11 protein-coding genes are annotated in these 12,780 nt (G+C 65.3%); 5 read left to right on the top strand and 6 right to left on the bottom strand.

Annotation, left to right across the window (positions count from 1 at the left end; translation table 11 throughout):
• Positions 1-54 precede the first annotated feature (54 nt).
• On the top strand, positions 55-1,119 hold the full coding sequence (locus E4P29_RS14250) for a hypothetical protein (protein ID WP_135045610.1): 1,065 nt from the start codon (positions 55-57) through the stop codon (positions 1,117-1,119).
• Between the two features lie 80 nt (positions 1,120-1,199).
• On the opposite strand, the gene aspS is transcribed toward E4P29_RS14250, so the two are convergent.
• Positions 1,200-2,987: an aspartate--tRNA ligase gene (gene aspS, locus E4P29_RS14245; RefSeq protein ID WP_135045608.1), complete on the bottom strand. Its 1,788-nt coding sequence runs from the start codon at positions 2,985-2,987 to the stop codon at positions 1,200-1,202.
• 169 nt (positions 2,988-3,156) lie between these two features.
• Between aspS and E4P29_RS14240 the strand changes: the two genes are divergently transcribed.
• Entirely contained in the window at positions 3,157-4,074 is a 918-nt protein-coding gene (locus E4P29_RS14240) for a neutral zinc metallopeptidase (RefSeq protein ID WP_135045606.1), read from the top strand.
• A 10-nt stretch (positions 4,075-4,084) separates the two neighbouring features.
• Here the strand turns inward: E4P29_RS14240 and E4P29_RS14235 are convergent, their stop codons facing one another.
• A complete protein-coding gene (locus E4P29_RS14235) occupies positions 4,085-5,113 on the bottom strand; it encodes an Rv2578c family radical SAM protein (RefSeq protein ID WP_027496959.1) in 1,029 nt (342 codons plus the stop codon).
• Between the two features lie 126 nt (positions 5,114-5,239).
• Here E4P29_RS14235 and E4P29_RS14230 point away from each other — a divergent pair, with 126 nt between their 5' ends.
• Positions 5,240-5,710 carry a DUF3237 domain-containing protein gene (locus tag E4P29_RS14230; protein WP_135045604.1) on the top strand — a complete coding sequence of 157 codons (471 nt, stop codon included), beginning with the start codon at positions 5,240-5,242 and terminating at the stop codon, positions 5,708-5,710.
• A gap of 13 nt (positions 5,711-5,723) precedes the next feature.
• Here the strand turns inward: E4P29_RS14230 and E4P29_RS14225 are convergent, their stop codons facing one another.
• The 3 genes from E4P29_RS14225 to E4P29_RS14215 are packed head-to-tail and all read right to left on the bottom strand — an operon-like array spanning position 5,724 to position 8,318.
• A complete protein-coding gene (locus E4P29_RS14225) occupies positions 5,724-6,389 on the bottom strand; it encodes a hypothetical protein (RefSeq protein ID WP_135045602.1) in 666 nt (221 codons plus the stop codon).
• On the bottom strand, positions 6,352-7,623 hold the full coding sequence (hisS, locus tag E4P29_RS14220; protein WP_135045600.1) for a histidine--tRNA ligase: 1,272 nt from the start codon (positions 7,621-7,623) through the stop codon (positions 6,352-6,354). Before hisS ends, E4P29_RS14225 begins: the two co-directional genes overlap by 38 nt.
• A 2-nt stretch (positions 7,624-7,625) precedes the next feature.
• Entirely contained in the window at positions 7,626-8,318 is a 693-nt protein-coding gene (locus E4P29_RS14215; protein ID WP_135045599.1) for an MBL fold metallo-hydrolase, read from the bottom strand.
• Between the two features lie 190 nt (positions 8,319-8,508).
• On the opposite strand from E4P29_RS14215, the gene E4P29_RS14210 reads away from it, so the two are divergent.
• Together E4P29_RS14210 and E4P29_RS14205 are read left to right on the top strand one after the other, a co-directional pair.
• Positions 8,509-9,372, top strand: a complete 864-nt coding sequence (locus E4P29_RS14210; RefSeq protein WP_135045597.1) for a peptidylprolyl isomerase — start codon at positions 8,509-8,511, stop codon at positions 9,370-9,372.
• Positions 9,369-10,166 (top strand): peptidylprolyl isomerase, encoded by a 798-nt coding sequence (locus E4P29_RS14205; RefSeq protein WP_245154328.1) that lies wholly within the window; start codon positions 9,369-9,371, stop codon positions 10,164-10,166. Before E4P29_RS14210 ends, E4P29_RS14205 begins: the two co-directional genes overlap by 4 nt.
• A 72-nt stretch (positions 10,167-10,238) precedes the next feature.
• Here the strand turns inward: E4P29_RS14205 and E4P29_RS14200 are convergent, their stop codons facing one another.
• Entirely contained in the window at positions 10,239-12,557 is a 2,319-nt protein-coding gene (locus E4P29_RS14200) for a RelA/SpoT family protein (RefSeq protein WP_032365110.1), read from the bottom strand.
• Between the last annotated feature and the right edge of the window lie 223 nt (positions 12,558-12,780).

The raw sequence follows: 12,780 nt of genomic DNA, 5'->3' as shown, positions 1-12,780 counted from the left end.
CCTGAAATTGCGGACGAATCGTCGACGTAGCACGCCAGACATGAAGGGTAAACCGTGAGTGAAAACCCGCCCAACGGACCGCAGTACGGTGGCGAACCCAACCCGGACCAGCCGGACCCGAACACGCCGCAGACACCGGGAAGCGGATACCCACCGCCCAGCAACTACCCGCCTCAGGGCGGCACCCCGGGCGGTTATCCTCCCCCGCCGGGCAACTACCCGCCCCAGGGCAACTATCCACCCCAGGGCAACTACCCGCCTCAGGGAGGCGCTCCGGGCGGCTACCCGCCCCCGCCGGGCAACTACCCACCCCAGGGCAACTATCCACCTCAGGGTGGCTACCCGCCCCCGCCCGGCAACTACCCACCGCCGCCCGGCAACTACGGGAACTACGGAAACCAGAACTACGGCCAAATGCCGCTCGGCCCCAGCCCCGGTCGGCTCGACGTCGGAGCGGCGCTGAGCTACGGCTTCGACAAATTCAAGGCCAATGTCGGACCGTGGCTCGGCATCACAGCGATCGTGTGGGTGGTCAGCGCAGTCGGCGTGATCATCACGTTCGCGTCGACGTTCACCGCAGCGATGGCAGCCGCCGAGAACGGTGACACTGCGGTGGTCGCAACAACGTCCGGCGTAGCAATCGTCGTCACGGCTATCGCGACGTTCGTCTCCTACCTCGTCAATGCGGCGTACGTACGTGGAGCGCTGGATGAGACCGGCGGGCCGCAGAAGCCCACGTTCGGCAGGTTCTTCCAGCTCACCAACGTGCCTCAAATTGCGATATTGGCCCTGATCTGGACGGTCGCCAGCGTCGTACTGAGCTTCGTCCCATTCCTGGGTACCGTTCTGTTGATCGTGATCGGTTTCCTCGCGAACTTCGCGCTGACCTTCCTGCTCGATCGAAACCAGCCGGCGATCGAGTCGATCAAGTCCAGTATCGACCTGACGGTCAAGAACTTCGGCCCACTCCTGCTGCTGTTGCTGGCCCTCGCCGCCATCAACATCGTCGGCGCTCTGCTGTGTGGTCTCGGTCTGCTCGTCACCATTCCGGTCTCGGTGATCGCCACCAACTACGCCTACCGCGTCCTCACCGGCGGACCCCTGTCCCCCGCGCGCTGACGCCACACCAACAAAACGCGAATGTCCCCGTAACGCAGTGCGTTACGGGGACATTCGTCGTTCCGAACCTCGAGTGGAGGCTAGGCCTCTGTCGGCACTTCTTCCTTCTTCTCCGGCTTGAAGTCGACGCCCGATTCCTTGCGCTGCTGCGCCGTGATCGGTGCGGGCGCGTCGGTCAGTGGGTCGATGCCGCCACCGGACTTGGGGAATGCGATGACCTCACGGATGGAATCGACTCCGGCGAGCAGTGCAGTGATGCGATCCCAACCGAACGCGATCCCGCCGTGCGGCGGCGCGCCGTAGCTGAACGCATCGAGAAGGAAACCGAACTTCTCCTGGGCTTCTTCCTTGCCGATCCCCATGATCGCGAACACTCGTTCCTGAATGTCCTTGCGATGGATACGAATACTGCCGCCGCCGATCTCGTTTCCGTTGCAGACGATGTCGTAGGCGTAGGCCAGAGCAGATCCGGGATCGGTGTCGAACGTATCCATCGACTCCGGCTTCGGCGACGTGAACGCGTGGTGCACGGCCGTCCACGCGCCGGATCCGACGGCGACGTCGCCGCTGGCGGTGGCGTCGGACGTGGGCTCGAACAGCGGCGCGTCGACGACCCACACGAACGCCCACGCTTTGGGGTCGATCAGATCCAGCTTGCGTGCGATCTCGCCGCGCACTGCGCCGAGTAGTCCACGAGAGGCCTTGACTGCACCAGCGGAGAAGAAGATCGCGTCGCCGTTCTTCGCGCCGACGTGCGCAGCGAGGCCGTCCCGTTCGGCGTCGGTCAGGTTCTTCGCGACCGGGCCGCCGAGGGTGCCGTCCTCACCGACCAGCACGTAGGCCAAGCCCTTGTGCCCACGCTGCTTGGCGAATTCCTGCCAACGGTCGAGCTGCTTGCGCGGCTGCGACGCACCGCCGGGCATGACGACCGCGCCGACGTACGGAGCTTGGAAGACGCGGAAGGTGGTCTCGGAGAAGAAGTCCGTGCACTCGACCAGTTCGATGTCGAACCGAAGATCGGGCTTGTCGGAGCCGTACCGGCGCATGGCCTCGGCGTAGGTGATCCGCGGGATGGGTGCTGTGAAGTGGTGCCCGACGAGCTTCCACAGCGACGCCAGAATCTCCTCGGCCAACAGGATGACGTCGTCCTGGGTGACGAAGCTCATCTCGACATCGAGCTGAGTGAACTCGGGCTGGCGATCGGCACGGAAATCTTCGTCTCGGTAGCAACGAGCGATCTGGTAGTACCGCTCGATACCGCCGACCATCAGCAGCTGCTTGAACAGCTGCGGGCTCTGCGGCAGTGCGTAGAAACTACCCGGCTGCAGACGAGCGGGAACGAGGAAGTCTCGTGCGCCTTCGGGGGTGGAACGCGTCAGCGTCGGGGTCTCGACCTCGACGAATTCGTGGTGCGCAAGAACTGACCGGGCGGCGGCATTGACGTGCGAACGCAGCCGAATTGCGTGGCCGGGGCCCTCACGGCGCAGGTCGAGGTAGCGGTACTTGAGCCGCGCTTCCTCACCGGGCTGATCGTCGAGCTGGAACGGCAGCGGTGCAGCCTCGGACAACACCTCGATCTCGGATGCCTCGACCTCGATGGCACCGGTGGGGATCTCGTAGTTCGCGTTGCCCTCCGGACGACCCTCGACCTTGCCGGTCACCTTCACCACGTACTCGGCACGCAATCGGTGTGCCTGCTCGAGGGCAGCACCCTCACGGAACACGACCTGCGACACACCGGATGCGTCACGGAGATCGATGAAGATGACGCCACCGTGATCGCGTCGACGGGCCACCCATCCCGTCAACGTCACAGTTCGGTCGACGTGCTCGGGGCGTAATGAGCCGGCGAGATGGGTGCGCAGCACGGGTGTCCTTTCGAGAAAAATCCGCTGATCGTGTTGTTCGATCCTCGATCCTACGGAGCACATCGCCGCAGAAGGAAACGAGATGCCGTCCCGGCATGCGAAGCTAAGGCCGACAGTGGTGGTATCGGTTCGCACGGAGTATGCGGGCTCGGCGGAGGGGAACTCCAGCATGACGTTCAGAGAAGGCTCGCAAACGACACCGGGCCGAGTCTCCGTCGGCGGTAGCGGCGGAGGCGGCGGACGCGGCAAGTTGGCGATCGGCGGTGGCGCCGGTGGACTGGTCATCATCGTCCTCGCGCTGCTCTTCGGCGGCGACCCGGGAGCAATCCTGAACCAGATCAGCGGTGGCGACAGCTCTGCGGGGCAGAACGGCTCCGGGACGTCGGGAACTCTCGACTGCGACGTCGCAGACGCGAACAGCAACGTCGATTGCCGTATCGACTTCACCGTAGGAAGTCTGGACACCGTCTGGGAATCTCAGCTTCAAGCCCAGACCGGCGTCGCCTACGTTCAGCCCGGCGTGAATCTGTTCTCCGGCGCGACGAATACCGGCTGCGGTAACGCGACCAGCGCCGTCGGGCCGTTCTATTGCCCGGCCGATTCCACGGCGTATTTCGACACGAGCTTCTTTCAGGTCTTGGTCGATCAGTTCGGCTCCAGCGGTGGCCCACTGGCACAGGAGTACGTCGTGGCGCACGAGATCGGCCACCACATCCAGAACCAGTTGGGCGACATCGGGCGCGCACAGCAAGACCCTCAGGGTCCCGAGTCCGGTGGCGTGCGGGTGGAATTGCAGGCCGACTGCTACGCCGGAATCTGGGCGCACTACGCGGCCGAGACCGTCGACCCGAAGAGCGGCGTCCCATTTCTGGAACCGCTGACCTCCGCCCAGATCGACGACGCACTGTCCGCCGCATCCTCGGTGGGAGACGACCGAATTCAGCAGGCGTCCACCGGCCGGGTCAACCCCGAGGGCTGGACGCACGGCTCCTCCGCACAACGCCAGGCGTGGTTCTCCACCGGTTACGAGACCGGACAGGTCTCGGCCTGCGACACCTTCTCGGCTCGCGACCTCGACAATCCCTGAACCGGCACAATCAGAACAACGTGAGTGCCGGCCCCGAGGCCACCAACCCGCGGGGTTCGGCGGGCTCGTTCGCGGGCAACGCGCGGGTCTGGTCGGCGGCGAAACCGTAGGTGTCGAGCAGCGGATCGATTCTCGCCTTCAGCCACTGCTTGTACTCCGGAGTCACGTACGCCCCGTGTCCGTAGAGCTGGCGGTATCTGCGTACCAACGCCGGGTGTTCCTTCACCAGCCAGCTCATGTACCAGTCCTTGGTGCTCGACCGAAGATGCATCGGCAGCGCCGTGACGGTCGTCGCCCCGGCCTCGGCCAGTGCAGCGATCAGCCCGTCGAGTTGTCTGGCTCCGTCGGTGAGAAACGGAATGACCGGCGCCACCAGCACACCGCAGTCGAGTCCCGCATCCCGCACGGCGCGGATGAGGTCCAATCGTGCTCGCGGACTGGGTGTTCCGGGTTCGAGCTGTTTCTGCAGATCTGCGTCGTGGATCGCCAGACTGATGCTCACGTGTACGTCGACTTTCTGCGCGGCCAGGGTCAGCAGCGGCAGATCCCGTCGCAACAGCGTTCCCTTGGTCAGGATCGAGAACGGCGTACCCGACTCGGTCAACGCGCGAATGATGCCGGGCATCAACCGATATCGCCCCTCGGCGCGTTGATAGGGATCGGTGTTGGTGCCCAGCGCGACCGGCTCCCGCTTCCAGGATCGACGTGCGAGCTCTTTGCGGAGGACTGCCGCAACGTTCGTCTTGACGACGATCTGCGAGTCGAAATCGTTGCCGGAATCGAGGTCCAGGTATTCGTGTGTCGGCCTGGCGAAGCAGTACCGGCACGCATGCGAACATCCGCGCATCGGATTGACGGTCCACGAGAACGGCACCTGCGATTCGCCCGGAACCTCGTTCAGGGCACTCTTGCACAGCACCTCGTGGAAGGTGATGCCCTCGAACTCCGGGGTTTGTACGCTGCGGACGAGCCCGGACCGTTCGAGCCCCGGTAGCGCGCCCTCGTCCGCGGCATCGAGAGTCTGACCGGCCCATCGCATGCACACAGTCGAACATTTGTTCTATGTCGTGTCAAGGTCGGCATCGCTCCCCCGCATCCCCCGGCCGGCCGGCCGCCGACAAGCGATAGCGTAGAGCCTCAAGTCGATCCTAGGAGTGCACCGCACGTGACCGCCCCGAACACACCGACCCTGGAACCCATTCTGCGCCTGGGCCTCACCCTGGGACCGGCCATCGAGATCGGTTCGGTGCCCGAAGGCGACCGAGTCGTCACCACCGTCCTCGGCGGGGCCGCACCCGGCCCCGACATCGAGGGCACTCTGGCTGCTCGATCGACCGTCGTCAGCGTCACCCGACCCGACGGGTGCACCGAGTTCAGCAGTGATCTCGTCCTCGAATTGGCAACCGGCGGCTATCTTTCACTCGAATATCGTGGAGTCCAGTTCGGACCCGCCGAGGTCATCGACGCACTGAACGATCCCGATCGAGAAGTTGATCCGGCGACCTACTACTTCCGTGGCACATTGCGAGTGTCGACGGCTGTTCCAAAATTCACGTACCTCAACCGGGCCCTCGTCGTCACCTCCGGCTCACGATCGGCCGAGGCCGTGGTGCTCGACGCATTCCTGGTGACCTGAGGGCCGTCCGCTCTCATCCCAGCAGCTGCGCGACCTCACGGTCGGTCAACGTCGCATGCGGAGTGCGACCCTTGCTGCGAACCAATTCGATCGCTCGGTAGAGGGGCCGTTCGTCGAGCCCGGCATCGCGCGCCTCGGCCCGCAGCTGATCCACGAGCACCGACGCGATGGCCGCTGCGGGAACGAGTTCGGTGGTCCACAGCGAATCGGCGAGCGTGCGCAACGCAAGTATCGGCAGTTCACGGCCGCCGCCCCTGGTGTAGAGCGCCAGCGGCAGGACAATGCGGGTGCGACCGTCGTAGAGCCGAAGCGAGATCTGGTCGATTCCGGCCGTGCGGATAGTCAGCTCTGCCGTCACCACCTCCGGCATGTTCAGCCGTCGGGTGCGCAGTCCCCGAGCGCACAGCCGTGGCCCATCGAGCCATACCCGGCGGCGCAATCCCAGCCAACCCGACACCGCCGCCGGACCACCGACGATGACTCCGACGAGGACTGCCACCCACACGGGGACGAAGAGCGCCAGAACGACGCCCAGCACCACTCCGACCAGCAGCGAACCGACCACGATCTTGCGTAACCGCGGCGCGAGGAACTCCGCCGAGACCAGATCGAGGGCTACCGGCCCCGCCGAGGGCCGAGGGTCATCGGCCAAGGTGCACTCCGAGAACGTCGACGACATCGGCCAACGTGACCGTCTCCTGCTCTCCGCTCGAAAGGTCTTTCATCACGATGGATTCGGCCGACAGCTCTTGATCGCCCAGGACGAGCGCGTATCGGGCTCCCGAACGATCGGCGGCTTTCATCGCTCCCTTGATGCCGCGATTTCCGTACGCCATGTCCACGGCGATTCCGCGCTCACGCAATTGCGCTGCGATATCGACGATCGCGAGTTTGGCCGCGGCACCCATCGGGATGCCGAAGACCTGACACCGCGACGTCGTGCCTGCAGTCTTCCCCTCGGCCGCCAACGCGAGGACGGTGCGGTCGACACCGAGCCCGAATCCGATACCCGACAGCGCCTGCCCGCCCAACTGCTCCATCAGCCCGTCGTAGCGGCCGCCGCCGCCGATGCCCGATTGGGCCCCGAGGCCGTCGTGCACGAACTCGAACGTCGTCTTCGTGTAGTAATCGAGCCCACGAACCATGCGCGGGTTGACCAGGTACGGAACGTTCATCACATCGAGGTAGGCCAACACCTCGTCGAAGTGCTGCTTCGCCGAATCGGAGAGATGGTCGAGCATCAACGGCGCGTCGGCAGTCATCTCGCGCACCTCCGGCCGCTTGTCGTCGAGAACCCGCAGCGGGTTGATCTCGGCGCGTCGACGCGTGTCCTCGTCCAACGGAAGCGCAAAGAGGAACTGCTGCAGCAGCTCTCGATACTGTGGGCGGCAGGTGTCGTCGCCGAGCGAGGTGATCTCGAGCCTGAAGCCGGTGAGGCCGAGAGCGCGGAATCCGGCGTCGGCCACGGCGATGACCTCTGCGTCCAGAGCCGGGTCGTCGACGCCGATCGCCTCGACACCGACCTGCTGCAGTTGGCGGTAGCGGCCGGCCTGCGGGCGCTCGTACCGGAAGAACGGTCCGGCGTAGGCCAACTTGACCGGCAGTGCCCCGCGGTCCAAGCCGTGCTCGATCACCGCGCGCATGACCCCGGCGGTTCCCTCGGGACGCAGGGTCACCGATCGGTCGCCGCGATCGGAGAAGGTGTACATCTCCTTGCTGACCACGTCGGTCGATTCGCCGACTCCCCGGGCGAACAACCCGGTGTCCTCGAAGATCGGGAGTTCGATGTGGCCGTATCCGGCGGCGCGGGCGGCACCGAGGAGGCCCTCCCGGACGGCGACGAATTCGGCCGAATTCGGGGGGAAGTAATCGGGAATGCCCTTGGGCGCGGAAAAGGCGGTCGGCTTGCTCACGGTCACAGTTTTCCTTGCTCGGGGTCGCCGAGTCCAACGAGGAACGGATTGGACCCGCGCTCCTGGCCGATGGAACTCTGGCCGCCGTGTCCGGGGAGCACGACGGTGTCGTCGCGCAGCGGCAACAACCGCGACGCGATGGACCGTAGAAGTTGATCGTGGTCGCCGCCGGGCAGATCTGTCCGGCCGATCGACCCGGCGAACAAGGTGTCGCCGGTCAGCGCCAACGGAACCGTCCCGTCGGGACCTTCCGCCTCGGTGAGGAACACCACCGAGCCCTGCGTGTGCCCTGGAGTGTGCACGACCGTGAAGTCGATTCCCGCAAGGCTCAGACGTTGCTCGTGTGCCAACTCGATCACCTCGTCCGGCTCGTGGAACTCGAGGTCGCCGAGCACGGCAGCGAGCGTCGGACCGGTCCCTTTGATCGGGTCCGCCAACATGTATCGGTCCTCGGGCGCGATGTATGCGGGGATTCCGTACTTCGAGCAGACCGGCTCCACGGACCACGTGTGGTCCAGATGACCGTGGGTCAGCAGCACCGCCGTCGGAGTCAGCGAAGATCGCGTCAGGAAGTCGACCAACGGATCGGCGGCATCCTGGCCGGGATCGACCACGACGCACTCGGATGCGTCGTCCTGAGCGAGGATGTAGCAGTTCGTCTGAAACATTCCTGCGGGGAATCCGGTGACGAGCAAGACAATCGCTCCTAAGAGGCAGAGGCCGAAGTACCGAGCCAGCTTAGTGGGGAGGTTCTCGTCGGGTCCCCCCAGCATGCTCTCAGGCAATGATGGCAAACTCGCGTTGGCCGATTGTCGGCCGGCTACCACACGACCACCCGCTCAGCGAGCAGGCGTGGTCGAACCAGGACAAGCGGGAGGACACGAATTGCCCAGCAACGAGCAACGGCGCGAGGCTGCCAAGCGAAAGCTCGAACGCCAACTCGTACGACGCGCAGAGCGAGCACGACGTCGGAAGCAGTTGACGATCGCCGGCTCCATCCTCGGTGTGGTTGCGGTCGTGGCCGTTGTCTCGGTCGTCTTCGTGGTGACCCGCGGTGACGACGACCCGAGCACGGCGCAGGACTCGACCACGTCTGCACCGGCCGATTCGATCATCGCTGCGGGCCGTACGGAACCGCTGCCCGAGACGGTGAACTGTTCCTACCCTGCCGCCGCGCAGCCGGCCGCCAAGCCCAACACCCCTCCCCGCACCGACAACATCCCCACCAGCGACGAGCCGTTGAGCTACAGCATGACCACAACTGCCGGCAACATCGGGCTGACGCTGAACAACCCCGAATCCCCGTGCACGGTGAACAGTTTCGTGTCCCTGGCCAACCAGGGCTACTTCGACGGCACCACCTGCCACCGCCTGACGACGGGTGCAGGCCTGCAGGTGCTGCAGTGCGGCGATCCCACCGGCTCCGGAAGTGGCGGGCCGGGCTACCAGTTCGCCGACGAGTTCCCCACCGACACGTACGCCGAGGGCGATCCTGCCGCGCAGACGCCCGTCCTGTATCCCCGCGGAACCCTGGCGATGGCCAACGCCGGCCCGGGAACCAACGGCAGCCAGTTCTTCCTCGTCTACGGCGACTCGCAACTCCCGCCCGCCTACACCGCCTTCGGCACGATCGACGAGACCGGTCTCGCCACCTTGGATGCCATCGCGGCCAAGGGGGCACAGGGCGGTGCCTCCGACGGAGCACCGGCCGAGCCGGTCGACATCACCTCGATGCAGAGCGACCTGTGACACGCGTACCCGGTCTGGTGATCGCAGCCTCCGCTGCGGTACTTCTTCTCGCCGGCTGCTCCGGAGCGGCCGAGACTGCTGCCGATCCTGCCCCGGCCGGTTCGACGACCGCTGCCCCGACGTCGGCCCCGACGACCACCCCGCGGCCGGCTGTGAATCTGTCGCGGTTCGGTGCGCTGCCGCCCGTTCCGCAGCCGGCCACCGACACGGTTTCGTGTGCGTACCCCGCAGAGTCTCCGGCGGCCAAGGAGGTTTCTCCACCCCCGACCGACAACATCGACGTCTTCGGAACGGTCGACGTGACGCTGTCGACGACCCAGGGCGACATCGGAATGACGCTCGACCGTACCGAGGCCCCGTGCACCGTCAACAGTGTGGTCAGCCTGGCCCAGCAGGGCTACTTCGACGGCGCACCGTGTCATCGGTTGACCACGTCCCCCGGCCTCGAGGTGTTGCAATGCGGCGACCCGTCGGGATCGGGTCGTGGCGGGCCCGGCTACAGCTTCGCCAACGAATACCCGACAACGACGTTCGCCGAGGATCCCGCGCAGGCCCAGAACCCGGTCGTCTACCCACGTGGCACCCTGGCGATGGCCAATGCAGGCCCTGATACCAACGGCAGCCAGTTCTTTCTGGTGTACGCCGATTCGGTGCTGCCGCCGCAGTACACGGTGTTCGGCACCATCTCCGACGCCGGCCTGCAGACCCTGGACGCCATTGCGGCGGGTGGAGTCAGCGGCGGTGCAGAGGACGGCGCACCGGCGAATCCCGTCGTCATCACGTCGGCTGCCTGACGTACCGCGCAACCACGACAGGGCGAGCAGGAATTCCTGCTCGCCCTGTCGTCGTACCGGGTCGGTGTTCGGTCAGGCCGCCGACGTGAGCCTGTACACGTCGTACACACCCTCCACGTTGCGCACGACGTTGAGCACATGCCCCAGATGCTTCGGGTCACCCATCTCGAACGTGAACTTGCTGATCGCGACCCGATCGCCCGACGTCGCAACGGAGGCCGAAAGGATGTTGACCTTCTCGTCGGCCAGAGCCTTCGTGACATCCGAGAGCAACCGATGCCGGTCCAGAGCCTCGATCTGGATCGCGACGAGGAACACCGAAGAGGCCGACGGTGCCCATTGAACCTCGATGAAGCGCTCGGACTGCTCCTCGAGCGACCGCGCATTGGTGCAGTCGGTTCGGTGGACGCTGACGGACCCGCCGCGGGTGACGAACCCGAGTATCTCGTCCCCGGGAACGGGGGTGCAGCACTTGGCCAGTTTCGCCACGACACCCTCGGCACCGGTGACCAACACCCCGGCGTCTCCGACCTGACGCGGTCTGGTCGGAATCGTCGACGGCGTGGAGCGTTCCGCGAGCTCTTCCTCGACGTCACCGACACCACCGAGATGAGCGACCAGCCTCTGCACTACGTGGCGAGCAGAAACGTGGTTCTCACCGACCGCGGTGTACAACGCCGACACGTCCACGTACCGCAGTTCGTGGGAGATAGCCGACATGGACTCGGCATTCATCAAGCGCTGCAACGGAAGTCCGCCGCGACGGACCTCTTTCGCGATGGCGTCCTTACCGGCTTCGAGGGCCTCTTCGCGACGTTCCTTGGCGAACCACTGACGGATCTTGGTCTTCGCACGCGGTGACGCGACGAAGCCCTGCCAATCTCGACTCGGCCCGGCCGTGACAGCCTTGGACGTGAAGACCTCGACCACCTCGCCGTTGTCGAGGGTTCGTTCGAGTGCCACCAGGCGACCGTTGACCCGGGCTCCGATACAGCGGTGACCCACTTCGGTGTGCACCGCATACGCGAAGTCGACCGGACACGATCCGGCGGGAAGCGTGACGACATCGCCCTTCGGGGTGAAGACGAAGATCTCCTTGACCGCCAGGTCGTAGCGCAGAGATTCGAGGAACTCGCCAGGGTCGGCCGCTTCACGCTGCCAGTCGAGCAACTGACGCATCCACGCCATGTCGTCGACCTCGGCGTTGTCCTGCGAATGCTTGCCCTTGGTCTCCTTGTACCGCCAGTGAGCAGCGATACCGAACTCCGCGGTGCGGTGCATGTCCCTGGTGCGAATCTGGACTTCGAGCGGCTTGCCCTCGGGCCCGATCACCGTGGTGTGCAGCGACTGGTAGACGCCGTACCGTGGCTGCGCGATGTAGTCCTTGAAGCGGCCCGCCATCGGCTGCCACAGCGAGTGCACGACGCCCACAGCGGCATAGCAGTCGCGGATCTCGTCGCACAGAATCCGCACTCCCACGAGGTCGTGGATGTCGTCGAAGTCGCGGCCTTTGACGATCATCTTCTGGTAGATCGACCAGTAGTGCTTGGGACGTCCCTCGACGACGGCGCTGATTCTCGATGCCGCCAGTGTGGCGTTGATCTCGGCCCGTACCTTCTCGAGGTACGTGTCGCGCGACGGTGCCCGATCGGCGACCAGCCGAACGATCTCGTCGTACTTCTTGGGATGGAGAATGGCGAAGGCCAGATCTTCGAGCTCCCATTTGACGGTGGCCATGCCCAGCCGATGAGCAAGCGGCGCAATGACTTCCAGCGTTTCCTTGGCTTTGCGGGCCTGCTTCTCCGGGGGCAGGAATCGCATCGTGCGCATGTTGTGCAGTCGATCGGCGACCTTGATGACCAACACTCGTGGGTCTCGTGCCATCGCGATGATCATCTTGCGGATGGTCTCGCCCTCGGCGGCCGTCCCCAGCACGACCTTGTCCAGCTTGGTGACCCCGTCGACCAGATGGGACACCTCGTCACCGAACTCCTCGGTCAACTTGGCCAACGAGTAGCCGGTGTCCTCCACCGTGTCGTGCAGCAGGGCCGCAACCAGCGTGGTGGTGTCCATGCCCAGTTCGGCGAGAATGTTCGCCACGGCAAGTGGGTGGGTGATGTACGGGTCGCCGGACTTGCGCATCTGTGTGGAATGCAGCTCGTCCGCGACGTCGTAGGCCCGCTGGAGCAGCGTCAGATCGGCCTTGGGATACAGCTCGCGATGCAGACTGACCAGAGGTTCGAGGACGGGCTTGACCGCTGCGCTGCGTCCGGCCGTGATGCGACGGGCGAGCCGCGCCCGAACTCGACGCGAGGCCGAGGTGGGCACGGGGGCCGAATTGCGTGCACCCGACGGTGCCTGGTCATCGGCCTGTGCCGAATCACTCGACACCGACTCGCGCACGGCAGGTCTGTCCACCACAGGATCGTCGACCACTGCAGTATCGACGACCGCGCTCGTGTCTCCGGCCACCGAATCCTGACCGGTTCCCGGCCGATCGGCGACTGCGGGCCGCTCGGGCAAGGGCTGATCGATGTAACGGGTCACTCTCATCACCTCCTGCCACACATTCGCGCCGACGCCAGGACGTATCTGGTCGACGCTGTATCAGTCG

The organism is Rhodococcus sp. 1R11, assembly GCF_004563845.1.
Classification (GTDB): domain Bacteria; phylum Actinomycetota; class Actinomycetes; order Mycobacteriales; family Mycobacteriaceae; genus Rhodococcoides.
This window is presented reverse-complemented; position numbering and strand designations above follow the sequence as displayed.

What these genes read in the sequence shown, in the direction of transcription:
- E4P29_RS14240 (WP_135045606.1), top strand. Translation starts at nt 3,157, where the DNA reads ATGACGTTCAGAGAAGGCTCGCAAACGACACCGGGCCGAGTCTCCGTC.
- E4P29_RS14235 (WP_027496959.1), bottom strand. Translation starts at nt 5,113, where the DNA reads ATGCGATGGGCCGGTCAGACTCTCGATGCCGCGGACGAGGGCGCGCTA.
- E4P29_RS14225 (WP_135045602.1), bottom strand. Translation starts at nt 6,389, where the DNA reads ATGTCGTCGACGTTCTCGGAGTGCACCTTGGCCGATGACCCTCGGCCC.